We start from the raw sequence: 23,654 nt of genomic DNA on the forward strand, positions 1-23,654 counted from the left end.
AAAGGCCCTTCGCCCCCGGCCCCGGTTGGGCTAACCGCCCTGGTCCGGGCGGGGCCGTGGCCGCACCATGAGGGCATGGGAAGGGGTGGCCATGGCCACTGACCTCGAATTGGAGATCTCAGGAAAACGCCCGGGCGAATACGAGGTACGGGTGGTGCGCGCGGCGGCCGGCGGGGAGCCGGAGGCCGCGCTGCTGCTGGACGTCGACGAACTCCTGGCCCGGCGCGCCGAGCTGGAGGCCACCGTGCTGGCGTCCTCCGTGGGGGCGCGGCGCGTGGTGCCCCCCGGTGAGGAACCGGTGCGGCAGGTGGGGCAGCAGCTGTTCAAGGCGCTGTTCGCCGGCCCGGTCTACGGCACTTACCGGGCGAGCCTGGGCGTGGCGCAGGAACGGCGGGAGCGGCTGCGGATCGTGCTGCGGCTGGGCTCGCCGGAGCTGGCGCTGCTGCCGTGGGAGACCCTCTTCGACCCGGAGGCCGGTGCCTACCTGTGCAGGCACGAACCCCTGGTCCGGCACGTCCCCGCCCTCTACACCCCCGAGCCGCCGCGGGTGGAGCCGCCCCTGCGCATCCTGGTGCTGATCGCCTCACCGCGCGGCCTGCCCCCGCTGGACACCGACGCCGAGCGCGGCCGGCTCGAGAAGGCGCTGGCGGGACAGCTGGCGGCGGGCCGGGTGGAGGTGACGTGGCTGCCGGACGCGAGCTGGGACAGCGTGTACGCGCGGTTGCAGGAGGGGGAGTGGCACGTCCTGCACTTCATCGGGCACGGCGACTACGACGCCGAGGCCGACGAGGGCCTGATCGCCCTGGTGGACGACAGCGGCGGCCCGGACATGATCGAGGCGTCCCGGCTGGTGGACCTGCTCGGTGAGGCCGACCCCACTCCCCGGCTGGTGGTGCTCAACTCCTGCGCCTCGGCCCAGGGCGGCACCCGTGACGTCTTCTCCAGCACCGGCGCGGCACTGGTCCGCAGCGGCATCAGCGCGGTCGCCGCGATGCAGTTCACGGTCAGCGACCGGGCCGCGGTCCGCTTCGCCCAGGGCTTCTACACCTCGCTCGCCGGGGGCCGCCGCATCGACGAGGCGGCCAGGAGCGCACGCGTCGCGATGCTCGGCTGCGGCCGCACCGCCCTGGAATGGATCACCCCGGTGCTGTACGTACGCGGCGACACCACCCGCCTCTTCACCTTCACCTCACCGCCTCCCGCCCCGGAACCCCCGGCCGCAGCCGGCACCGGCCCCTCGCCCCCGGCACCGGAGCTGTCGCAGGAGGGCAAGCGGCGCGAGGCGCAGCTGCGGGCCCTGCAGGTGATGGCTCACGCGGAACTGCGCGTCGGCCACCCCGACCAGGCCGTCGCCCTGCTCGACGACCTGCTCACCCTCGACCCGGACAACCGCGAGGCGGCGGAGCTGCGCGACACGGCCGCCCGTCAGTGCCGGCTCGCCGGGGCGTACGAGCGGGCCACGGTCGCCGAGGCCGCCGGCGACTGGGCGGCCGCGATCGAGGCGTACACCGAGGTCCTCGGGACGCAGCCCGACTACCGCGACGCCGCCGCGCGCCGGGAGTCGTGCCGGGCCCGCCGGCGCACGGCCGACCTCGAGGCCGAACTGCGCTATCACGCGGACAACGGGCAGTGGCAGGCCGTCCTCGACGTCGTCGCGGAACTCCAGCGCCTCGATCCGTCCGTCACCGACCCCGACGGACTGGCCACCCGTGCCCGCCGGGCGCTGGAAGAGGCCGGACGCGAGGCCGAGCGGGTGGCCGGCCTGGAGCGCCGGTACGCCCGGGCCCGTGCCGCCGAGGACGCCGGGGACTGGAGCGCCGCCGCCGACGCCTACCGTGAACTCGCCACCGCCGACGGCGGATACCGCGACGCCGCCCGGCGGGGCGAGGTCTGCCTGCGCCGCCATCGTGTCGCCGCGCTGCGTACGACGCTGGAGGAACAGGAGGCCGCCGGCGACTGGGCGCGCGTACGGGACGCGGTCGCCGAGCTGACGGCCGTGGACCCGGACGCCGGCGGCGAGTACGCCGAACTGGCCGACCGTGCGCGGCGTGAGCTCGCCGCGCACCCGGCCGAGCTCGGGCGCATCGACTTCGCTGCCGAGGTCTACGCACTCGCCTGGCATCCCGACGGCCGGAGCATCGCCGCCGGCGGCTCCGCCGCGTGGGCCCGCGTCTACGACGGCTCTGGCGGTGATGAGGAGCTGCTGGAGGTCGAGGCCGGGGTGCCGAAGCTGCACTGGGTGTACGCGGTGGCGTTCGGCCCCGACGGCACCCGGCTCGCCACCGGCGCCGACAACCACACCGCCAGGGTGTGGGACGCGGCCACGGGGGAGCGGGTGTGCGAGGTGCGTCTGGACAAGGCGGTGCTGGCCGTGGCGTTCAGCCCCGATGGCGGGCGGCTGGCCACCGGCAGCCACGACAGGACCGCGCGGATCTGGGACGTGGCCACGGGGGAGGACGTGCTCGAGGTGCGTCACGGTCAGGCGGTGTTCGCCGTGGCCTTCGACCCAGGTGGTGAGCGACTGGCCACCGGCAGCCACGACAGCACCGCACGGATCTGGGACGTGGCCACGGGGGAGAAGGAGCTCGAGGTGTCGCACGACCACGCGGTGTTCGCGGTGGCGTTCAGCCCGGACGGCACCCGGCTGGCCACCGGCAGCCACGACGGGACCGCACGGATCTGGGACGCGGCCACGGGGGAGCGGATGCTCGAGCTGCGCCACGGTCGCACGGTGTTCGCGGTGGCGTTCAGCCCGGACGGCACCCGGCTGGCCACCGGCAGCGACGACCGGACAGCGCGGGTCTGGGACGCGACCACCGGCCACAAGTTTTTGGAAGTCCGCCATGACGACAAGGTGCTCGCCGTGGCGTTCAGCCCGGACGGCGCCCGGCTCGCCACCGGCAGTCATGACCGCACCATCAGGATCTGGCCCGTCGGCGACCTCTAGCCGGCCACCGGAGAAGCGAAGGAGAAGCCGATGGGGCAGCTCGTCGAATTTCCCGCCGAGGGCAGCGGCGCGGTACTGGTCGAGGTCAGCGAACGGGCCGCCGGCCCGGTGACCCGCGGCATGCGGGACAGCGCGGTCATCGAAACGGCGCAGCAGACCTTCGAGGACGCCGTCCACCGCGTGGAGCCCGCCGTGCAGGCCGTCGTCGCGCACCTGCGGTCGGCCGCCCAGACGCCCGACGAGATCCGCGTCGAGTTCGGCATCGACCTGCACGCCGAAGTCGGCGCGTACATCGCCAAGGGCGGCGCCTCCGCCAACTTCCTGGTGTCCCTGACCTGGCGCCGGGAGGGCGGTGCGGGCCCTGCGTGACGACCGGTGATCCCGGTTATGCAACTGGTTGCACAAAGCCTCCGCGGGTCGTAGCCTCGCTTCGGGAACCAGGGCCGTTCCACCGGACCGGCGCGAAGCCGAGGGAAGAGGGAAACACGTCGTGAGCCAGTACCCGCACCTCCTGCGTCCACTGGACCTCGGATTCACGACGCTGCCCAACCGGGTGCTGATGGGGTCGATGCACGTCGGCCTCGAAGAGGCCGAGAACGGCTTCGAGCGGATGGCCGCCTTCTACGCGGAGCGGGCGCGCGGCGGAGTGGGGCTGATCGTCACCGGCGGCATCGCGCCGAACGAGGCGGGCCGGCCCTGGGCGGGCGGGGCCGCGCTGACCACCGGTGCCGAGGCGGAGCGGCACCGGGTCGTGACCGACGCCGTGCACCGCGAAGGCGGGAGGATCGCGCTGCAGATCCTGCACTTCGGCCGTTACGCCCACCACGCGGACCTGGTCGCACCCAGCGCCCTCAAGGCCCCCATCTCCGCGCACACCCCGCACGCCCTCACCGACGACGAGGTCGAGCGGACCGTCGAGGACTTCGTTCGGGCCGCAGGGCTGGCGCGGCGCGCGGGGTACGACGGCGTGGAGATCATGGGCTCCGAGGGCTACCTGATCAACGAATTCATCGCGCCCGCGACCAATCACCGCACCGACCGCTGGGGCGGCTCCTTCGAGAACCGCATCCGCTTCCCCGTCGAGATCGTCCGCCGCGTGCGCGAACGCGTCGGCACGGACCTCATCGTGATCTACCGGCTGTCCATGCTCGACCTGATACCGGGCGGATCCTCGCTGGACGAGGTGATCACGCTGGCCCGGGCGGTCGAGGCGGCCGGCGCGACGATCATCAACACCGGCATCGGCTGGCACGAGGCCCGCATCCCCACCATCGCCACCTCCGTGCCGCGCGGCGCCTACGCCTGGGTCACCAGGAAGCTGATGGGCTCCGTCTCGATCCCGCTCGTGACCACCAACCGCATCAACACCCCCGACAAGGCCGAGCAACTGCTCGCCGACGGCTACGCCGACATGGTCTCGATGGCACGGCCCTTCCTCGCCGACCCCGACTTCGTCGACAAGGCCCGCCGGGGACGTCCCGAGACGATCAACACCTGCATCGGCTGCAACCAGGCCTGCCTCGACCACACCTTCAGCGGCCGGATCACCTCCTGCCTGGTCAACCCCCGGGCCTGCCACGAGACCGAACTGGTCCTCCTGCCGACCCGGCGCCGCAAGCGCCTCGCCGTCGTCGGGGCGGGCCCGGCCGGGCTGGCGTTCGCCGTGACGGCGGCCGAGCGCGGACACGCGGTGACCCTCTTCGACGCCGCGGGCGACATCGGCGGACAGCTCGACATCGCCAACAAGATCCCGGGCAAGCAGGAGTTCGACGAGACCCTGCGCTACTTCCGCGTACAGCTGCGGGCCCACGGCGTCGACGTCCGGCTGAACACCCCCGTGAGCGCCGACGACTTCGCACCCGGCGCCTACGACGACATCGTCGTCGCCACCGGCGTCACCCCGCGCGTCCCCGCGATCGACGGCATCGACCATCCAAGCGTGGTCGGCTACCTCGACGTCCTGCGCGACGGCGCCCCCGTCGGCGAGCGGGTCGCGGTCATCGGCGCGGGCGGCATCGGCTTCGACGTCGCCGTGTACCTGACCGACGCCGGCGACGCGGCGAGCCAGGACCCCGAGACGTACTTCCGCGCCTGGGGCGTCGACACCGACTACCGGACGCCGGGCGGCCTGCGGGCTCCCGAACGGCCGAAGCCGCCGCGCACCGTCCACCTCCTGCAGCGCAAGGCCACCAAGGTCGGCGCCGGCCTCGGCAAGACCACCGGCTGGATCCACCGCACCGAGCTCAGGCACCGCGGCGTGACCATGATCGCCGGCGCGACGTACGACCGCATCGACGACGAGGGCCTGCACGTCACGGTCGACGGCACCGCCACGACCCTCCCGGTCGACACGGTCGTGCTGTGCACCGGGCAGGAATCGCGCCGCGATCTCTACGAGGAGCTGAGCGCGGCCGGGCACACCGTCCACCTCATCGGCGGAGCCGACACCGCCGGCGAACTCGACGCCAAGCGCGCCATCCGCCAGGGCACCGAACTCGCCGCGGCCCTCTGACCCGCGAAGCATAGGATTGCGGGCATGTCCCTGCCGCACGCCATCCTCACCGCGCTGCTCGAGAAGCCGTCGTCGGGGCTGGAGCTGACGCGCCGCTTCGACAAGTCGATCGGCTACTTCTGGTCGGCCACGCACCAGCAGATCTACCGCGAACTGGGCAGGCTGGAGGAGAAGGGACTCATCCGCGCACTGCCCTGCGGACAACCGACCCGGGGACAGAAGAAGGAGTACGAGGTCCTGCCCGCCGGCCGCGCCGAACTCACCGCATGGGTCGCCGCTTCCGAGGACCCCAAACCCGTACGCGAAGCCCTCCTGCTGCGCATGCGCGCGGCCGGCGTCGTCGGCACGGAAGGCCTCGGTGCCGAACTGCGCCGCCATCTCGCCCTGCACCGGGCGCAGCTGGCGGAGTACGAGACCATCGAGGAACACGACTTCCCGCCGGAGCGGGACGCCGAGCGGGACCGGCTGCGCCACCTCGTGCTCCGCGGCGGCATCGGCCTGGAGACCTTCTGGATCTCCTGGCTGACGGACGCGCTCGCGGAGATCGAGGGAGAGCGGGAGTAGGGCGGCGACGGCGTCAGGACGCGTCGCGCGGCAGCACTTCCTCGGGCAGGACCCGCAGGGCCCGCAGAGCGGCGCCGAAATCCCGTACCGTGCACGGATCCCGCAGCGAACGTCCGGTGAGCTTCTCCAGCCCGCGCGTCGGATTCCTCACGAACGGCGCCCTGCTGGCGGACGTCGCGGCCTTCACCAAGGGTCCCTGAAGCGTCCCCTGGCCACCACCGTCCGCATTTCCGAATCCGCGGCGACCCCTTAGCGTTGAGGGCATGGCGAGGCCGAGACGGTTCCGCCCGGGCCGCGCCGGCGAAGGGGCCCGGGCATGAACACCCGTACGCGCGACGACGCGTCGTCCGCCGACCCCGTTCCCCTGCACCGCCTGCGGATACCGCCGCCGCACCTCCCGCCGTTCGCCATGGGGTCCTTCGACGCCCTCGGCCCCGACGCGCGGGCGGGCTACCCCCACCGGCACACCTTCTACGAGATCGTCTACGTCACCGGCGGCTCCGGGGCCCACGTCATCGACCTCGTCCGCCGGCCGCTGCGCCCACCGCACCTGTGCTTCCTGTTGCCCGGCCAAGTGCACTTCTGGGAAGGAGTGTCGGACCTGCGCGGCGTGCTGATGCTCTTCACCGAGGACTTCCTGCTGGGCCGCCCGGGCGACCGGCAGCTGCTGCGGGCCCTCGGCGAGCGGTCCTGGTTCCACCTGCCGCCCGGGCCCGACGGCCCGGGTGGCGACCGTGCCGGCATCGGCTCGCTGGTCCGGTCGATGGGGCGGGAGTACACCGCCGAGGCGGACGGCTACGCCTCCGTGCTGGAGGCCTACCTGCACATCCTGCTCGTCCGGGCGCTGCGCCTGCCCGGGGCGCGCGGGGCCGGTACGGGCACGGGCCGGGCCGCCGAGGTCTCCCGGGAGTTCGGCCGGCTGCTCACCGAGACGGCGGGGGCCGAGGGGGCGGTCGGGGCGTACGCGGCGCGCCTGGGGGTCTCGGTCGGCTATCTGAACGAGGCGGTGAAGCAGGCCACGGGCCGTACGCCCGGCGAACTGGTGCGCGCGGCCCGGACGCTGGAGGCGAAGCGGCTGCTGACCGGTTCGGCTCTCGGCGTCGGCCAGGTCGCACGTCGCGTGGGGTTCGCGGACCCCGCGTACTTCTGCCGGTTCTTCCGGCGGGAGACCGGCGTCAGCCCGGGCGACTTCCGGCGCGCGGCGGCCGGCGGAGGTACCCGCGGGAATCACCACGTAAACCGAACGGAGTCCATCGATCCGCCCGGCCCGGCTCCCTAGGTTCGTCATCGAGCCACTCACCCCAGGAGGCAGACCATGGCGGACGAACACCCCGGCAACGGCGACCCGGAGCCGGCGGGACGGCGGGCGGTCAGCCGGAAGACCCTGCTCAAGGCGGCACTCGTCGCCGTTCCCCTGCCCGCGCTGCTCGGCAGCGGCGTGGCCCTCGCACGCGACCACCGGCCCTCGGACCCGCCCCCGTCCCCGACGCCGTTCTGCGACGACGGGGACGACCCGACGCCGCCGCAGACCGAGGGCCCGTACTTCAAGCCCCGCTCTCCCGAGCGCGCCTCCCTGCTGGAGCCGGGGACGCGAGGCACCCGGCTCACGGTCAGCGGCTACGTCTTCGGGCTGACCTGCCGCCCGGTCGCGCACGCCCTGCTGGACTTCTGGCAGGCGGACGACGCGGGCGCCTACGACAACCGCGGCTTCCGGCTGAGGGGACATCAGTACACCGACGCCCGGGGCGCCTTCACCCTGACCACGATCGTCCCGGGGCTCTACCCGAGCCGCACTCGTCACCTCCATGTCAAGGTCCAGGCCCCCGGCGGCCCCGTCCTCACCACGCAGCTCTACTTTCCCGGTGAGCCCCGCAACAACACGGACCCGATCTTCCACCCCGCGCTGCTGATGAACGTCCGCCAGGCCGGCCCGGCGAAGGAGGCGACGTTCGACTTCGTCGTCGACGGAGCGGCGCTCAGGCCGGGGTCGCCTCGATGAGCTGGAAGACGTTCGGCTGCGGCAGCGGCGTGATGCCGCCGAGCTTGAAGCCCGCCTCGGAGCACAGGGCGGCGAAGTCGTCCGCGGTGCGCTCCCGGCCACCGACGTTCACGAGCATGTTGAGATCGCTGAGATAGGCCAGTTCGGTGGTCTCGCCGGAGACGACGGCCGGCAGGACCGGCTCGACGATCAGGAGGGTGCCGTCGGCGGGAATGACGTCCCTGATGTGCCGCAGGATGGTGACGCACTGCTCGTCGTTCCAGTCGTGGATCACGCTCTTGAGCAGATAGAGGTCCCCGCCCGCCGGTGCCGAGGCGAAGAAGTCGCCGACCCTGAGGGTGACGCGGTCGGCGATCCCCTCGTCGGCCAGCCGGGCGGGGGCCTGCGCGAGCCCCTCCGCCGTGTCGTAGACGACGCCCCGCGGCCCGGCGTGCGCGCGCAGCACGGCGGACAGGAGCGTGCCGTCGCCACCGCCCACGTCCACGATGGTGCCGAAGCGGCCGAAGTCGTAGTGGGCGGGCAGCACGTCCGCCGCCACCCGCGTGGCCTGGCCCATCGCCGCGTTGAACTCCGCGGACAGCGCGGGGTGTTCCTTGAGATAGCCGAAGAAGTCCGTGCCGAAGGCCGCGTCGAACCCGGTCCTGCCCGTACGGACGCTCTGCTCCAGCAGTTCCCAACCGCGCGTCATCGACGGATCGGTGAACACCCGGGCCACCGACAGCAGCGTGCCCGGAACGCCGGAACGCAGCAGATCGCCCGCCGGCGTGGTCGCGAAGGTGCCCGGCGCGGTCTCCGTCAGCAGCCGCAGACCGGCCAGCGCGCGGAGCAGGCGGTACATGGCCTGGGGGTGGGTGCCGAGGTCGTCGGCGAGAGAGGCGGCCGTCAGCTCGCCGTCGCCCACCCGGTCGAAGACCTCCAGGCGCACGGCCACGCCCAGGACGTGCGTGCTCATCTGCCCGAAGGCGAGCTGCATCACGATGCTGCGCTCCTGCCAGCCCACCGGTGTCCGCTTCGTGTCGCGCTCCGCACTGCTCATTCCGCGAGCCCCTTCCCGTAATGGCGCCGCCGTGCGCCGGTCACCGGCGCACGGCATGGCGAGGTCGGATGCGCGCGTGCGCACCGCCGTCGTCAAGCAAGCTTAGGTAAGCCTAAGTTGATGATGCTGCGGTGGCAATGGCCGCGTGTCCGTCACCGGCGGGCGAGCTCCGCCGGCTCCGCCCGCGCCGTGGGCTGTTGCGGCCGCTGCGCCGCGGGCTGGGGCGGGCGGCGGACGAGTGCCAGTGCCACCAGGCCGCCGAGCACGCCCAGGGTGCCCGAGACGAGGAACGTCTGCTGCAGGCCGGCCGCGAAGGCCTCGTGCACCAGCCGTCCGACCACCGCCCGGTCCGGGGAGGCCGCGTGCGCGATCACCGCGCCGGCCTGGCCGCCCGCCAGGGCGTCGGCCATGGCGGCGGGATCGGGCACGGAAGCCCCGCGGTGGTCACGGAGCGAGCCCGTCATCCCGGCGTGGAAGACGACGCCCAGGATCGCGATGCCCAGGGCGTTGCCGAGCTGGCGCGCGGTGTTGACGGCGCCGCTGGCCATCCCGCCGCGCTCGGGGCCGACGGACCCCATCGCCGCCGACGCGAGCATGGGGGTGGCGAGCCCGACGCCGACGCCCGTCACCGCGAGACCGGCGACCAGCACGGTCCAGGTGGACTCCGCACCGATCGCGGCCTGGAGGAACGCGCCCGCACCGATCAGCAGCATGCCCACCCCGATGGTCCAGCGGGGCGAGACGCCGTGCAGGAAACGGCCCGACAGCGAGGCGACGAGGAACGCGGCCGCGCTCATGGGCAGACACGTCAGGCCCGCCGCCACCGGCCCCATGCCCCGTACGGACTGGAGCCACAGCGAGGTGTACGCCAGGTAGGAGAACGCGGCGACGGACAGCAGCACCGCGGCGATCATGAGCCCGGAGAACGAGCCCCGGCGGAAGAGGGCGAGGTCCAGCAGCGGCTGCTCGCGCCGCGCCTCGATCGCGAGGAAGGCGAGCAGGGCCACCGCGGCGAGCCCGAAGAGGCCCAGGGTGGTGCCGGACGTCCAGCCGTTGTCGTTGCCCTTGATCAGCGCGTAGGTCGCGGTGCCCGCCGCGAGTGTGAAGGTCGCCATGCCGGGCAGGTCCACCGCCCGGGTGCCGCGGGCGGGCGCTGCGACGATGAACCGCAGCGTCATCGCGACGGCGAGCACGCTGATGGGGAGGTTGACGAAGAAGATCCAGCGCCAGTCCAGGTGCTCGGTGAGCAGACCGCCCATGATCGGACCGGCCGCCGAGGCGGCGCCGCTGACGGCTCCCCAGGCGCCGAACGCCACCCCGCGGTCCCTGCCCTGGTAGATGCTGCTGATCAGCGCCGTGGTCGTCGCGAGCATGGCGGCCCCGCCGATGCCCTGCACACCGCGGAAGGCGATGAGCGCCAGCGGACCCGTCGCCAGCCCGCAGGCCAGCGAGGCGGCCGCGAACAGCGCCAGACCCGCCACGTACACCTGGCGGTGGCCGATCCGGTCGGCCAGCGAACCGACGCCCAGCAGGAGCGCCGCGAGCGCCAGCGCGTAGACGTCCATCACCCACTGCAGGTCCGCGAACGAGGTGTGCAGGCTTCCGGCCATGTCGGGCAGGGCCACGACGACGATCGTGACGTCCACCAGCAACATGAACGTTCCCAGGCACACCGCTACGAGCGGCAGCCATTTACGCATCCGAACCTCCAGGGATTTCGCATCGACGAGGCCGGGGCGCACTCTTGGGACTCTTCAGGCGCGCCGCCCGGAAGGCCGCACCCCCGACAACGGTCGAAGCTCGCATCATCGGCCGATTTCCAGAACCCAGGAAGCTCACGGTGGTGGAATCCCACGTATCGAGGCATGGAATGATGGAAAGCATGGATGATCAGGGATTCGACCTCCTCGACCGGCAGCTCGTCCAGGTGCTGATGATCGACGGCCGGGCCGCCTTCAGCCGTCTGGCCACGGTCCTCGGGACCACGGACCAGACGGTGATCCGCCGCTATCGCCGGCTCCGGGGCGCGGGCCTGCTGAGGGTGCTCGGCCTGCCGGTGGGCGACCGCGTGGGCCTCCACGAATCCAGGCTGCGGATCCAGTGCGTGCCCGGCGCGGCCCCGGCCATCGCCGAGGCGCTGGCCCGCCGCCCCGACACCGGCTGGGTCAAGATCTTCTCCGGGGGCACCGAGGTCGGCTGCCTGGTCAGCTCGCGCACGTGGGAGGACCACGAGGCGCTCCTGCTCCGGAAGCTGCCGCGCACCCAGCACGTCACGGGCGTCTCGGCACAGAGCATGCTGCACCGCTACACCGGTGGGGCGAAACGCCGACTGTGCCTCACCGAGCTGAGCGAGGAGCAGATCGAGGCACTGGAGCCGCCGCCGGTGAGCACCGACGAGGAAACCGTCCGCCTCGACGACTGGGACCACGCGATGCTGGCCGTCCTCGCCCGGGACGGCAGGGCGGGCTACCCCGAACTCGCCAAGGCGACCGGCCGTTCGGAGTCCACCGTCCGGCGCCGCGTGGACCACCTGCGCCGCAGCGGCGCGCTCGCCTTCGACGTCGAGGTCCTCCCCGTCCACCTGGGCTACCGGACCGAGGCCGCCCTCGCCGCGACCGTGGCCCCCAGCGACCTCGCCGAGATCGGCCGCGCCCTCGCCGATCACCCCCAGGTCCCCTTCGTCGCGGCGACGACCGGCGCCGCCAACCTCGCGGCGTCCGTGCTCTGCCGCGACCAACGCGACCTGTACACCTATATGACGGAAGGCATCGGCGCACTGAAGGCCGTACGCCGGCTCGAGGTCCTCCCGGTGCTCCGCCACGTCAAAAGAGCGGGCCTGCTCAGCGACGGCAGCCGCCTCTTCGACGCACCGAGGTGAGGACGGCCGACGTCGGTGGGCACGGACCGGCCGGGGCCGCCGACCTCAGCCGCCCGCGGGGAAGTCGCGGGCCTTGATCTTCGCCATCCGCCCGTCGGGGTGGTGGAAGACGACCCCCTCGCAGCCGTCGGACGCGTGGAGGGCCAGGACGTGCTCACGGATCACGGCGAACGAACGCTCGGGGATGCGGCACTCCACGGCACCCCGGTGAGCGATCAGCTCATGCCGCTCCGTGCGCTCCGGATTGCCGTTCACCTTCGGACCGACCAGCTCGTACGTGCCCGGGGCGAGCGTTCCGGCGGCCTGCGCCGCCGGGTTCGCCAGCGCCTCCGCGTGGAACTTCACGAACGACGACTGCGCGACGGGCTCCCAGCCGACGGTCTTGCCCGTCACCTCGTCCGTCTCGACCGCCAAGTACCCGGGCGGGGGCGTCCTGCGCGGCTTCACCTCGCGACGGGCCCACCACTCGCCGGCGTCGTCGAGCATCACGCACGTACCGTCGTACTTGCGGGTCGGTATGCCTTCGCCCGCCATGACCCACTCACAGCCGGGCGTGACGTCGGGCAGGACGTAGCGGCGGTCGTCGGGGTCACGGACGAAGAGCGTAGGGATCTTCTGCATGCGCCCATCTTCACCCGTGACGCCGGAGGCGGCCGGTGATTTTTCACCGGGGGGCGCCGGGGCGGGACGTGGCGTCGGCGGCGGGTTCCGGCACCGCGGGGGCCGACGGCCGGCCGGCGGCCGCTTCGAGCGTCTCGGGCTCGTGAAGGGTGCGCAGGAGGAACCAGCCGAGGGCGGGCAGCGCGATCAGCGGTGCGAGGGCCGTCCGCAGGGCCGTGGCGTCGGCGACGGCGCCGATGACCGGGCTCGCGATGCCGCCGACGCTGACGGCCAGGCCCAAGGTGACCCCGCTGGCCGTGCCCACGCGCCGGGGCAGATAGTCCTGGGCGAGGGTGATGTGCAGGGAGAAGGGCACGTACAGGCCGGCCGAGGCGAGGGCGACGCACGCGTAGAGGGCCGGACCGGGCACGAGGACGACGCCGGCCACGGCGAGGACGGTCAGCGCGTAGGACCACCGGGCGACCGGGAGGCGGCCGTAACGGGCGGCGAGCTTCCCGCCCACCACCGTGCCCACCGCGCCGCCGATGTAGAGCTCGAACAACGCCGCCGTACCGGCGACTTCGCCGCCGCCCGTAAGCATCCGCACATACAGCGAGATGAACGCGCTGAGGCCGACGAAGACGATCGAGCGGCACACGACGGCCCCCGACAACTTCATGAACGACACCCAGTCGTCCCCGCCGCCGGCCCGGCCCGCACCGGCGCCGGAGCCCGCTGCGGCAGGGGCCCCGACGCCCCGCAGCGCGGTCACGCACAGCACCGCGCCGGCGAGGGCGGGAACGACCAGCAGCGGCGAGGCGCCCAGACCACCGGTGGCGATCACGGCGGAGACCACCAGGGGCGCGGTGGCGAAGCCGAGGTTGCCGCCGAGCGAGAACCAGCCCATCGCGGTGTGGCTGCCACCGCTGGCCGCCCGGGCCAGGCGGGCGGCCTCCGGGTGATAGGCGGCGACGCCGATCCCGGACACCGCGACGACCGCCACGGTGAAGGCGTAGGAGCCGCCGACACCGGCGAGCGCCACTCCCGCGCCGCCCACCAGCGTGCTCACCGGCAGCAGCCACGGCATGGCCCACTTGTCGGTGAGGGCGCCGAACAACGGCTGCACCACCGAGGACAGCAGGGAGGCGGCCAGGACGATGCCGGAGGCGGCGGCGTAGGAGTAGGCGCGCTCGGAGACGAAGAACGGCACCAGGGCGGCCACCGAGCCCTGGTAGACGTCCACGCAGGCATGTCCCAGCGACAGCAGTGTGATGGGCCCGGTACGTCCGGTGCGTAAGGTCTGTTTGTTCGGCACCTCTCCATCCTCGCCACGGCAGGGTCTGACGCGCTTTCGATAAAATGCCAACCCATGCCGGACATCCGCCACACCCCGCAAGCGCCCACCACCGCCCGGGCGCTGGCACCCGGGGAGAGCATCGACGCGCACCGTCACGACGACCACCAGATCATCTACGCGGGCTCCGGCGTCCTGGCCGTCACCACCGACGCCGGCACCTGGATCGCCCCCGGCACCCGGGCCATCTGGGTCCCCGCCGGCTGTGTCCACGCCCCCCGCGCCCACGGCCACCTCGCCCTGCACCTGCTCGGCCTGCCCGCCGACACCAACCCCCTGGGCCTCGACGCCCCCACCGTCCTCGCCGTCAGCCCCCTGCTGCGCGAACTGATCCTCGCCTACACCCGCGCCCCCCACGACGACACCCCCGAGCGGCTGCGCCTGCGCGCGGTCCTCCTCGACCAACTGCGCGCCTCACCCCAGCAACCCGTGCACCTGCCCGCCCCCGCCGACCCCCGCCTCGCGGCCGTCTGCGACCTCCTGCACCACGACCCCGCGGACCCGCGCCCGCTGGCCGCCCTGGCCGTCGCGGCGGGAGCCGGTGAACGCACCCTCAGCCGCCTCTTCGGCCGCGAACTGGGCATGACCTTCCCGCAGTGGCGCACCCAACTGCGCCTCTACCACGCCCTGCGCATGCTGGCCGACGACGTGCCGGTCACCACGGTCGCCCACCGCTGCGGCTGGGCCTCCGCCAGCGCCTTCATCGACGTCTTCCACCGCGCCTTCGGCTACACCCCCGGCACCCACAACCGCCGGGTCAGCGGGTCATGAAGCGGGGCCGGGCGAAGGCGGAGTTGTCGACGACGACGTCCATGAGCGGGAGGGGATCGGCCTCCTGAAGGTATATCCGCTCGGCCACCAGGTACCGGTTGCGATGGAGCGACTCCGCCTCGGACCCCGCCCAGTCCTGATCACGGGCGGCACCCCGCCGGACCGACAGCTCCTCGTCCACGTGCAACCACACGCGGAAGTCCCAGTACGCGTTGATCTCGGGCCGGAAGGCGAAGACCCCGTCCACGATCAGCACCGCGTCCGCGGCGAGCGGTGCCACGGTGGAGGAGTGGTCCTGCTGCGTCAGCGGGTCGATGCTGCAGAGCACACAGGACGTGGCCTCCGGCGACCGGCAGGGATCCAGCAGCAGGCGCTTGACGGCCTCGTAGTCGTAGGCGTTGCGGTAGTACCCCTCGCCCGACTCCCGGTCGTACAGGTGCCGGTCCTTCCACGGCTTCTTGAAGTCGTCGAGCGTGGCCCGGAGCACCGGCCGCCCCGCGGCGCCGAGCCGCTCGGCCAGTTCGTGCCCGAAGCTCGTCTTCCCCGCGGCCGTGAAGCCGTCGATGCCGACCAGCAGCCGGCCCGGGCCGCCGGGCCGGTCATGTCCGTCACGGCTGCCGTGGCCGACGGCCAGAATGCGTTGCACGACCTCGTCGAGCAGCGCGCCGCGCTCGGCGGAGGCCGCCGGAGGGTGCGGCTGCTGCCAGGTCGAAACCGAATGATGCACGCCCGCCCGCTGCAGTCCCATGCGGTGAACCTATCCCGCCGCCCGATGAGAAAGATCACTGGGAGGGCCGGCCTGTGGCCCTCTCATAGGGCCTCCGGCCGCCGGGCGGGGTGAGTTATGTTGACCTGGAGATGCGAGAAGGAGGCACACCGGTGCCATCAGGGCAGCAGGCACGGGCGCAGGCGTCCGCGATCACGCCGGGCGGGTGGTCTCCCGGGACGGAGCCCGCTCCCGGGGACAAGGTCCGTGCTTTGTTCGGCGGCCACCGGCTGTCCCCCGCGCAGCGGCGCATCGCGCAGTACATCACCGACCACCTCACCGAGGCCGCGTTCCTGTCGATCACCGACCTCGCGGAGCGCGTGGGCGTGAGCCAGCCGTCGGTGACCCGTTTCGCCTCCTCGCTGGGCTTCAGCGGCTACCCCGCGCTCCGCGAGGCGCTGCAGCCCCTCGCCCTGAGCGCGGTCGCAGGCTCCCCGGACGCCGGCGAGGAGACCCGCCGCAACGAGCTCCAGGCCGCCGTCGACGCCGAGATCGCGAACCTCGCGAACCTGCGCCGCGCGTTCGCCGACACCGACCGGGTCCTGGAGATCGGCCGCGAGCTCGCCCACTCGGTCCCCCTGACGATCCTGGGCCTGCGCATCTCGGTCTCCCTGGCCGAATACTTCGCCTACGCGGCCAAGCGGATCCACCCCGACGTGCGGCTGGTCTCCCGCGGCGGCAGCGTGGCCTACGACGCGCTGCTCCAGTCCCGCGAGGCGGGCGGGACATGGGTCCTCGCCTTCGCCATGCCGAGGCACTCCAACGAGACCCTGGCGGCGATGCGGGCCGCCCGGAGCACGGGGCTGCGTGTCGCACTGATCACCGACGTGGCGCTCGGCCCGCTCGTGGAGGAGGCCGACGTGGCACTGACCGCCGGCACCGGCTCGCGCCTCGTCTTCGACTCGTACGCGGCGCCGGGCGTGCTGTCCGCCGCGATCCTGCAGGCCATGGCCGACGCCGACCCCGAGCGCACACAGCTGAGGCTGGAGAAGTACGAGCAGGCCGCCGACCAGCACGACTTCTTCCTCGAACCCTGAGACCGAGGCTCCGGAAACCCCGGCTCCGGGCCCTAGCCGCCCCGGGCGGGGGTTTCGCGGCTTTTCACCCCCTCCGCACGCCGTCCACATGCATGAAATTTTTCATACCCTTGCTTACTTGGCAGTAAATATATTTACTACCGGTGGCGCCTGAGCCCGAACGGGGCTGAAGCCGGCCGGTACAGCAGCGCTCGCGACGGCGAGCCTCCGGGAGCCACGTGGACGAGCGTCCAGGGACGACACCCTCCTCAGTCGGCCCGATGGCGTTCCGTTCGGGTAGTCCGCTCCCCTCGGATGCCCTCGGCGGCCCCGGCCAACCCCTGGGTCGGGGCCGCCGGTAATCGTCTTGTCAGGCTCCGGCCCGGCCGTAGTGCCGGGCCAGGGCATGGAACGCCTGCTTCGGCTCCCAGTGCCACTCGGACGCCGCGCCCCCCGGCCCCTTCGACCCCGTCCGTATCGTCTTCACGATGCTGTAGCTCGCCATGTCGAGGTCGTGCCGCGGGTCGGACGAGTGGGGAGCGTCGGGGCTGACGAAGTTGTAGACCATCGCCGCGTACAGGCCCATCGACTCGAATATCCCGAGCATGTCGGTGATGTACGCGGCCTGCGTCTGCTCGCTGCGGACGAGGTCGCCCACGATCTCGGGCTCCGGCTTGTCGTAGTCGACGGTGTTCCACCCCATGCCGCCCCGCTGCGGCGCCCCCGCATAGGTGCACGTGCCGAACTCGGTGACGGCCACCGGCTTGCCCCAGCGCCGGTACCCCGTGAGCTCCCGTACGTAGTCGGCCCGGCGCGGGAGGTACGCGTAGTAGTTGACGCTCACGATGTCGAACAGGCCCCAGTCGACCTCGTCGTCGGCCGCCGCGCCATAGGTCATCCCGCCGTGGAAGACGGACCTGCCGACCATGGCCGACCGGGCGATGAAACTGCGCAGCCGCCGTGCCGTCTGCTCCGGATCGAACGACCCCTTGAGCAGGTTCTCGACGCGCTCCAGGACGTTCTCGCCGGGGACGATGCCCGGCACGTACAGCACGAACTCGCAGCCGACGCTGAGGTGGACACGGGCGCCTTGCCGGCGAAGCCGCTCGGCGTGCCGGCCGGTCTCCGCCAGGTGGTCGAGGATCTCGTGCTCCGGGTGGTCCCCCAGGCGCGGCTGGAGCCAGACGTGCAGGCCGCGTTCCGCCGCTTCCGACGAGGTGGCCGTCAGCCGGTCGATGCCGTCACCGAAGACCGAGACCGAGCTCGCGTGCAGCTCGTCCTTGATCACCCGGATGTCCTCGCGCATTCTCGCGGCGCTCCACGCCGTCGCCGGCGTCTCTCCCGCCCCGACCTCGTAACACACGCCCCGGTACGTCAGCCCGTGCCCACCCCCTGCCCCGGTCCGCTCCCGCACCGCCTTCCCGGCCGCCCCGGCCCGCCCGGCCGCCACTAACGACCCCGTCGCCACCCCGACCCCGGCAGCCGCCGCCCCGGCCAGAAAACGCGCCCGGTTGATCCCCTCGCTCCGCACAACGGCTCCCCATCCCTGTGTTCGCGATCCCGCCCCACCGTCCCGCGAGGCGGCTCCCAGTCTGGCGAGCGGCGGGACGCCGGGTCGTCAGCCGATGGTCTATGACAGCTGCGCCGTAGGTAGGGGCTCTCCGTCCCACCCCACGACTTTGGTTGTACATCCCTCACTGCCAACTCGCCTTGCGGGCGCGGAGCGTGGGCGTCGGCCGGTCTCAGCCGCCGAAGGCGGCCTGGGCGAGGCGACCGGCGATGGCGGAAGCGGTGCGGTTCTCCACCGAGGCCGTGCCCACCGCGTAGACGACGCGCCGGTTGAGGTCGTCGGTGGCGAACACCCCGCTCTTGTAACCGAGATCGGTGCCCGTCTTGCCCCACACCACGGAGCCGTCGGACAGCGGGAAGGACATCAGCCCGATGCTGAAGCAGGCGGTTCCCTTGTGGGGCCCGGAGGCGCAGTTGGCGCCGTCCGGCCGGTAGGGGAGCGGCTTGCCGCCGGCGTCCAGCGGCACGGTGCGCAGTTCGGCGGCTTGGGCGGGGCGCAGCAGACGGCCGTCGAACAGGCCGCTGATGAAGCGGTCGAGGTCGGCGGTCGTGGAGGTCATGCTGGAGGGATTGCCGCCCTGCTCGTTGACGTCGACGGGCTCGCCCTTGCCGTTGGGCAGATAACCGGGCAGATAGGGGCGGGGCACGTGGGACGTGCGGCCGGGCGCCGAGGTGTCCTTCATCCTGAGCGGGGTCAGGATGCGGGTGGTGATCTCGTGCTGGAGGGAGTGACCGGTGAGCTCCTCGATGAGCTTTCCGGCGACGCGGTACCCGAACGAGTTGTACTGCTGCTGGGTTCCCGGGGCGAAGTGCGGGCCGGGCCCGGACTCGTCCTGCCGTCCCTTGGGTCGCAGCGTCTGCTGGATCACCTGGTCGAAGGTGTAGTAGTCGAGCCGGCTGTCGATCACTTGGTCCGGGGACGGGGCGGGGGAGCCTTCGAAGTCGTCGGGAAGCCCGCTGGTGTGGTTGAGCAACTGCCGTACGGTGATGGGCTCGAACTTCTCCGGAAGCAGCCCCGGCATGTAGTGCTGCACGGTCTCGTCGAGGTCCACCCGCCCTTCGGCGGATAACTGCAGCAGCACCGCGGCCTCCATCGGCTTGGCGATGCTGCCGATCCGGAAGTGGGCCCCGGCCCCGGTCTTCCTCCCCGTGACGAGATCCCCGGACGCGCCCCGCCACGTCTGACCGGGCGACTTGGGCGCCTTCCGGTAGACCTGAGCCACGGCACCCGCCACGTCATCACCCGGACGCACCGTGATCGCCTCGTCCAGAGCCGTACGGTCCGGGCCCGCCGCCGGAGAGGCCGCCTGCGACGGGGCGGCTGCGCATATCGCCGCTGCGGCCGCCGTCACGACGGCGAGGGTCAGGGTCGAGGAACGGCGCATGCGGTCTCCAGTCGGAGAAGGGTGGATGTCAGGGGCATCCGGAACGTTCCCGAGTCTTCTCGAGCAAGATCGCCGGATCACCAGGGGCGGCCCTGACGCCGACCCTGAAAGGACCCTGAGGGCTCGTCAGGGAGAACGCACGAGGCCGGGCCCCTACGGGAGGGGCCCGGCCTTCGTCGAACAGAGGTGGAGAGGCTCAGCCGGCCGTCGCGGCGACGGCCCGCTGGCGGACGTAGCCGGTCACGGCCAGCGCCAGGGCCAGGCCGCCGGTGAAGTACAGCTGCACCCGGGTGTCCGTGTCGAGGGTCATGAGCACCAGCGCCCCCGCCACCCCGGCCAGCGTCAGCCAGGTCAGGTACGGGAAGCCCCACATCCGCACCACCAGCTGCTCGGGCGCCTCGCGCTCCAGCTGGCGGCGCAGCCGCAGCTGCGAGGCGGCGATGAAGCCCCACACCACCAGCACGACCCCGCCGACCATGTTCAGCAGCCAGGCGAAGACGGTGGTCGGGTACCAGTACGACAGGAGGACGGCGAAGAAGCCGAACGCCGAGGAGGCGAGGACCGCGCGGCGCGGGACTCCGCCGGAGACCTTGGCCAGGAACTTCGGGCCTTGGCCGCGCGAGACCAGCGAGTAGGCCATGCGCGAGGAGCCGTAGATGTTGGCGTTCATCGCCGACAGCAGGGCGATCAGGACGACCACGTTCATGATCTCGCCGCCGGCGGGGACACCGAGGCGGTCGAGCACCGCGGCGTACGGGCCGCTCTCGGTGACGGCCTTGTCGTCCCACGGGATGAGCGCGACGATCACCAGCATCGAGCCGACGTAGACGATGCCGATCCGCCACATCGTCGTCTTCACGGCCTTGGCCACACCGCGCACCGGGTCCTCGGACTCGGCGGCCGCGATGGTCACCGTCTCCAGACCGCCGTACGCGGCGAGCGAGGCCAGGAGGCCGACCAGCAGCCCGTCCATGCCGTTGGGCAGGAAACCGCCGTCGTGCAGGAGGTGCGCCGTGCCGGGGGAGTCGCTGCCGGGCAGCAGGCCCAGGATCGCGAGCGCGCCGAGGACGAGGAAGAGCGCGATGGCGCCGATCTTCAGGGCGGCGAACCAGAACTCGAACTCGCCGAAGTTCGCGACAGCGCCCAGGTTGGTGCCGCAGAACAGCGCCATGAACGCCAGCACCCACAGCCAGGAGGGGGTGCCCGGGAACCAGCCCTGCATGATGTGGGCCGCGCCGATCGCCTCGATCGCCACGCCCACGACCAGCAGGGTCCAGAACATCCAGCCGGCGGTGAAGCCGGCCCACGGGCCGATCGCGCGGTCGGCGTGGACGGAGAAGGAGCCGGAGGCCGGGTTGGCCGCGGACATCTCCCCGAGCATCCGCATCACGAACATCACGAGCAGGCCGGACGCGGCGTAGGCGAGCACGATCGACGGGCCGGCCGCGGCGATGCCGGCACCCGAGCCCACGAAGAGGCCAGCGCCGATGACACCGCCCAGGGCGATCATCGAAAGGTGCCGCTGCTTCAGCCCGTTCGAGAGGGGGGAACCCTGTTGCGGGGGGCCCTCGGTGAGCGGGGGAGGAGACGGGAGTGTCCGGCTCATGGTCGTACCTGTCCATCATGCGAGATTGGGAAGCCTTGAGTATGGGCATTCGGGAGAAGGCGCGCCCGGCTCGTCCGATATCCGGACACTTGCTTCACGCAACGTGACCGCCGCGGGATCGCTACGCGCCGGAATGCCCCCGCTCGGGGCCTCCAGGACGCCCCGTGTCCGGGGCCCGGCGCCGGAGCAGCAGGCTTCCCAGGGCCGTGCGCCGGTGCAGGACCGCCCGGCCCGCGCGCACCGTGGTGATCAGCCCGGCACCGCGCAGGGCGGCGCAGTGGACGGAGGCGGTGGCGTCGCTGACGCCCAGCCGCCGGGCGACGTCGCCGGTGGTGTGCTCCTCCGCGAGCAGGAGCAGCGTCTCGAGGCGGGTCCGTCCGAGCACCCCGGCCAGCGCGTCGTCCGTGCCGCCGGCCCCCGCCGGCGGGAGCGGCAGGCCCGGACCGGCCGGATACGTCACGTACAGGGGGCGGCCGGGCCGGTGGGCCAGGAGGAGGCGGCCGCGCCAGTGGAAGGTGGGCACGAGCACCACACCGTGACCGGCCGGCTCGATGTCCCCCTCACCGGGCCCCTCCCACTCCCAGACGCCCCCGTGCAGGCGGGTGCCCGGGACGAGTGCGGTGAGCGCCGCGCCGACGCCGTGCTCGGCCACGGTCAGGGCATGGCGGGTGAACTCCGACCGGTGCAGTTCCTGTACCAGGGGCCATACGGGGCGCAGCACCGAGTCGAAGGCAGCGTGCTGCGCGCGGCGCATGAGGTGCCAGGCGTCGGCGTCGCCCCGGTGCAGATCGCGGACCCACGGCGGTGCCGGTGCCGGGTGCCCGGCGTAGACACGTTCGAGCTCGGAGCGGACCAGCTCGGGGCGTGTGGCGCGGACGCTGTCCAGCCCGTCCTCGAGCGTGTCGCTGAACTCGTCGATGAACAGCGGTGCCTGCCCGGCGGGAACAAGGTCCGCCAGCGGCCGGACGGCGACCGGCAGGGAACGCCACTGCCGGCGTCTCCAGCGGCCGACGAGCACGTCGTCTCCGGGCAGGCACATCCTCATCAGGGCGACGTTCAGCTCCTGCAACGGCGCCGGCCGGGGTGCGAACCGGACCCGGGCGAAGTCGTCGGCTGTTAAGCGGACCCGTATCACCAAACCCCCTGAAGCACGCCCCGCCAACCTTTCGGGCAGGGCCTAAAGGATCGCCCGGGCTCCCGCCGGACGCCAGCATTCAGGTCATGCCCCGTCAATCCCCCAGGGTGCCGGGGCAGAGGCAAGGACCGACGTCACACAGGCAACAAGGGGAGAGCCATGTTCCGCACACAGACCGGCGACGGTGACCGCACAGGCGCGGCCCACGCGCTCGGGCGACGAGGCGACACCGCTCCCGGGCATCAGGGCGCGGCCGCGATGGACCGGCGGACCGTCGCCAAGTCGGCCGTACTGGCCGGAGCGCTGCTGCTGGCGAGCGGAGGCGCAGGCATCGCGCAGGCGCACGCCCGGCGGCGGGCGGCCGCAGGAGACGTCACCCTGCGCCTGCCCGCGCCGACCGGCCCGCACTGGACCGGAGTCACCACGCTGTATCTGGTCGACCACTCCCGGCGCGACCCGTGGGACGCCGCCCTCCCCGTCCGGGAAGTGATGGTCACCGTGTTCTACCCGGCCCGCGGCATCGACGGCCACCGGCCCGCACCGCAGATGACCGGGGACGCCGCGGCCTCGTTCGACGGGACCGCCCACCGCATACACCCGGAGCTGCCGGCGATGGGCGTGCGGTGGGCGGCCACCCTGACCCACTCGTACCCGGACGCCCCCGCCCAGCCCGTACGGCGGCCCGTGCTCCTGTACAGCCCCGGCGGCGGCGACCCGCGCACCCTGGGCACCGGGCTCGCGGAGGAGTTGGCGAGCCGGGGCCACGTCGTGGTGACCGTCGACCACCCCGGGGACGCCGGCGAGGTCGACTTCCCGCGGAAGACGGACCACCGGGACAAGGTCCGCACCACCGTGCTCATGGGAGACCCCCGGGCGGATCCCGGCCTCTTCCGCACCCTCATCGCCACCCGCGTCGCGGACATCCGGTTCGTCCTGGACCGGCTCGCCGTGCTGGCGGGCGGCCGCAACCCCGACGCCTACGGACGGGCTTTGCCCAAGGACCTCGGGCGCGCGCTGGACCTGCGGAGGGTGGGCATCTACGGCCACTCCGCCGGCGGCACGAGCGCCGCCCAGGCGCTGTACGAGGACCGCCGTATCCACGCGGCGGTCGACATGGAGGGCTACCTCGACCACCCGCAGCAGGCGCCCGGCAAGGAAGGAGAGCTGTTCCCCGTCGCCCGGTACGGGGTGGACCGGCCGCTGCTCCTGCTGGGAACCGACGGCTTCACGGAAAGGAAGCAGCTGGAGCGTTCCTGGTCGGCCGTGCTCGCGCACCGGGGACACACCGGCCGGCGCCGGATCGACGACGCCGCGCACTGGGTGTTCACCGACTACGCCGCCATGGCGCCCCAGCTGCAGACCGCCGGCCTGATGAGCGCCGCCGGCCGCACCAAGCTGATCGGCGCGATCGACCCGGCGACATCGGTGCCCCTGGTACGCCACTGCCTGCTCTCGTTCTTCGCCCGGCACCTGCCGTCACACTGACGTCACGAGAGCCGTCGTCACGAGAGCCGTC

Annotated in this window: 20 protein-coding genes; 10 read left to right on the forward strand and 10 right to left on the reverse strand. The window is 72.7% G+C overall.

The genetic code is table 11. The features are described from left to right. Positions 1 to 91: 91 nt before the first annotated feature. The 4 genes from ACIGXW_RS04050 (at position 92) to ACIGXW_RS04065 (ending at position 6,023) form a co-directional block, all read left to right on the forward strand. Positions 92 to 2,947 (forward strand): CHAT domain-containing protein, encoded by a 2,856-nt coding sequence (locus ACIGXW_RS04050; RefSeq protein WP_399569524.1) that lies wholly within the window; start codon positions 92 to 94, stop codon positions 2,945 to 2,947. A 30-nt stretch (positions 2,948 to 2,977) separates the two neighbouring features. Further along, on the forward strand, positions 2,978 to 3,316 hold the full coding sequence (locus ACIGXW_RS04055) for a CU044_2847 family protein (protein WP_071965996.1): 339 nt from the start codon (positions 2,978 to 2,980) through the stop codon (positions 3,314 to 3,316). A gap of 121 nt (positions 3,317 to 3,437) precedes the next feature. Continuing rightward, a complete protein-coding gene (locus ACIGXW_RS04060; protein ID WP_399569526.1) occupies positions 3,438 to 5,459 on the forward strand; it encodes an FAD-dependent oxidoreductase in 2,022 nt (673 codons plus the stop codon). 24 nt (positions 5,460 to 5,483) lie between these two features. Next, positions 5,484 to 6,023, forward strand: a complete 540-nt coding sequence (locus ACIGXW_RS04065) for a PadR family transcriptional regulator (RefSeq protein ID WP_399569529.1) — start codon at positions 5,484 to 5,486, stop codon at positions 6,021 to 6,023. A gap of 13 nt (positions 6,024 to 6,036) precedes the next feature. On the opposite strand, the gene ACIGXW_RS04070 is transcribed toward ACIGXW_RS04065, so the two are convergent. After that, a complete protein-coding gene (locus ACIGXW_RS04070) occupies positions 6,037 to 6,174 on the reverse strand; it encodes a hypothetical protein (RefSeq protein ID WP_399569531.1) in 138 nt (45 codons plus the stop codon). Positions 6,175 to 6,339: 165 nt separating this feature from the next. Between ACIGXW_RS04070 and ACIGXW_RS04075 the strand changes: the two genes are divergently transcribed. Next, positions 6,340 to 7,302 (forward strand): AraC family transcriptional regulator, encoded by a 963-nt coding sequence (locus ACIGXW_RS04075; RefSeq protein ID WP_399569534.1) that lies wholly within the window; start codon positions 6,340 to 6,342, stop codon positions 7,300 to 7,302. Positions 7,303 to 7,338: 36 nt separating this feature from the next. Further along, a complete protein-coding gene (locus tag ACIGXW_RS04080) occupies positions 7,339 to 8,022 on the forward strand; it encodes a dioxygenase (protein WP_399569536.1) in 684 nt (227 codons plus the stop codon). Here the strand turns inward: ACIGXW_RS04080 and ACIGXW_RS04085 are convergent. Together ACIGXW_RS04085 and ACIGXW_RS04090 are read right to left on the reverse strand one after the other, a co-directional pair. Then, positions 8,000 to 9,058, reverse strand: coding sequence for a methyltransferase (locus ACIGXW_RS04085; protein WP_399569538.1), 1,059 nt, complete (start codon positions 9,056 to 9,058; stop codon positions 8,000 to 8,002). The genes ACIGXW_RS04080 and ACIGXW_RS04085 overlap by 23 nt on opposite strands. A 152-nt stretch (positions 9,059 to 9,210) precedes the next feature. Next, positions 9,211 to 10,758 carry an MFS transporter gene (locus tag ACIGXW_RS04090; protein WP_399569540.1) on the reverse strand — a complete coding sequence of 516 codons (1,548 nt, stop codon included), beginning with the start codon at positions 10,756 to 10,758 and terminating at the stop codon, positions 9,211 to 9,213. A 182-nt stretch (positions 10,759 to 10,940) separates the two neighbouring features. Between ACIGXW_RS04090 and ACIGXW_RS04095 the strand changes: the two genes are divergently transcribed. Then, complete coding sequence (locus tag ACIGXW_RS04095) at positions 10,941 to 11,936, forward strand: Lrp/AsnC family transcriptional regulator (protein WP_399569542.1); 996 nt, start codon at positions 10,941 to 10,943, stop codon at positions 11,934 to 11,936. Positions 11,937 to 11,981: 45 nt separating this feature from the next. Here ACIGXW_RS04095 and ACIGXW_RS04100 read toward each other — a convergent pair whose 3' ends face one another. Then, entirely contained in the window at positions 11,982 to 12,557 is a 576-nt protein-coding gene (locus tag ACIGXW_RS04100) for a hypothetical protein (RefSeq protein ID WP_071966396.1), read from the reverse strand. Between the two features lie 43 nt (positions 12,558 to 12,600). Beyond that, the gene (locus tag ACIGXW_RS04105; protein WP_399569545.1) at positions 12,601 to 13,851 is read right to left on the reverse strand and encodes an MFS transporter; all 1,251 of its coding nucleotides are present in this window, start codon (positions 13,849 to 13,851) and stop codon (positions 12,601 to 12,603) included. A 54-nt stretch (positions 13,852 to 13,905) separates the two neighbouring features. Between ACIGXW_RS04105 and ACIGXW_RS04110 the strand changes: the two genes are divergently transcribed. Further along, positions 13,906 to 14,661, forward strand: a complete 756-nt coding sequence (locus ACIGXW_RS04110; RefSeq protein ID WP_399569546.1) for an AraC family transcriptional regulator — start codon at positions 13,906 to 13,908, stop codon at positions 14,659 to 14,661. Here ACIGXW_RS04110 and ACIGXW_RS04115 read toward each other — a convergent pair. Then, positions 14,648 to 15,409 carry a uridine kinase gene (locus ACIGXW_RS04115; RefSeq protein WP_399569548.1) on the reverse strand — a complete coding sequence of 254 codons (762 nt, stop codon included), beginning with the start codon at positions 15,407 to 15,409 and terminating at the stop codon, positions 14,648 to 14,650. The genes ACIGXW_RS04110 and ACIGXW_RS04115 overlap by 14 nt on opposite strands. 131 nt (positions 15,410 to 15,540) lie before the next feature. Here ACIGXW_RS04115 and ACIGXW_RS04120 point away from each other — a divergent pair, with 131 nt between their 5' ends. Continuing rightward, on the forward strand, positions 15,541 to 16,464 hold the full coding sequence (locus ACIGXW_RS04120; RefSeq protein WP_399569550.1) for a MurR/RpiR family transcriptional regulator: 924 nt from the start codon (positions 15,541 to 15,543) through the stop codon (positions 16,462 to 16,464). A gap of 349 nt (positions 16,465 to 16,813) precedes the next feature. Here the strand turns inward: ACIGXW_RS04120 and ACIGXW_RS04125 are convergent, their stop codons facing one another. The 4 genes from ACIGXW_RS04125 to ACIGXW_RS04140 all read right to left on the reverse strand — a co-directional run bounded on the left by ACIGXW_RS04125 (position 16,814) and on the right by ACIGXW_RS04140 (position 22,138). Next, positions 16,814 to 17,749 (reverse strand): abortive phage infection protein, encoded by a 936-nt coding sequence (locus tag ACIGXW_RS04125; RefSeq protein WP_399569552.1) that lies wholly within the window; start codon positions 17,747 to 17,749, stop codon positions 16,814 to 16,816. Positions 17,750 to 18,185: 436 nt separating this feature from the next. After that, entirely contained in the window at positions 18,186 to 19,397 is a 1,212-nt protein-coding gene (locus ACIGXW_RS04130) for a serine hydrolase domain-containing protein (protein ID WP_399569553.1), read from the reverse strand. 196 nt (positions 19,398 to 19,593) lie between these two features. Continuing rightward, complete coding sequence (locus ACIGXW_RS04135; RefSeq protein WP_399569557.1) at positions 19,594 to 21,003, reverse strand: amino acid permease; 1,410 nt, start codon at positions 21,001 to 21,003, stop codon at positions 19,594 to 19,596. A 121-nt stretch (positions 21,004 to 21,124) separates the two neighbouring features. Beyond that, positions 21,125 to 22,138 (reverse strand): ArsR/SmtB family transcription factor, encoded by a 1,014-nt coding sequence (locus ACIGXW_RS04140; protein WP_399569559.1) that lies wholly within the window; start codon positions 22,136 to 22,138, stop codon positions 21,125 to 21,127. Between the two features lie 258 nt (positions 22,139 to 22,396). Between ACIGXW_RS04140 and ACIGXW_RS04145 the strand changes: the two genes are divergently transcribed. Continuing rightward, a complete protein-coding gene (locus ACIGXW_RS04145) occupies positions 22,397 to 23,623 on the forward strand; it encodes an alpha/beta hydrolase family protein (RefSeq protein ID WP_399570812.1) in 1,227 nt (408 codons plus the stop codon). The last annotated feature ends 31 nt before the right edge of the window (positions 23,624 to 23,654 follow it).

This window comes from Streptomyces sp. NPDC053079, from assembly GCF_044546695.1.
Taxonomy (GTDB): domain Bacteria; phylum Actinomycetota; class Actinomycetes; order Streptomycetales; family Streptomycetaceae; genus Streptomyces.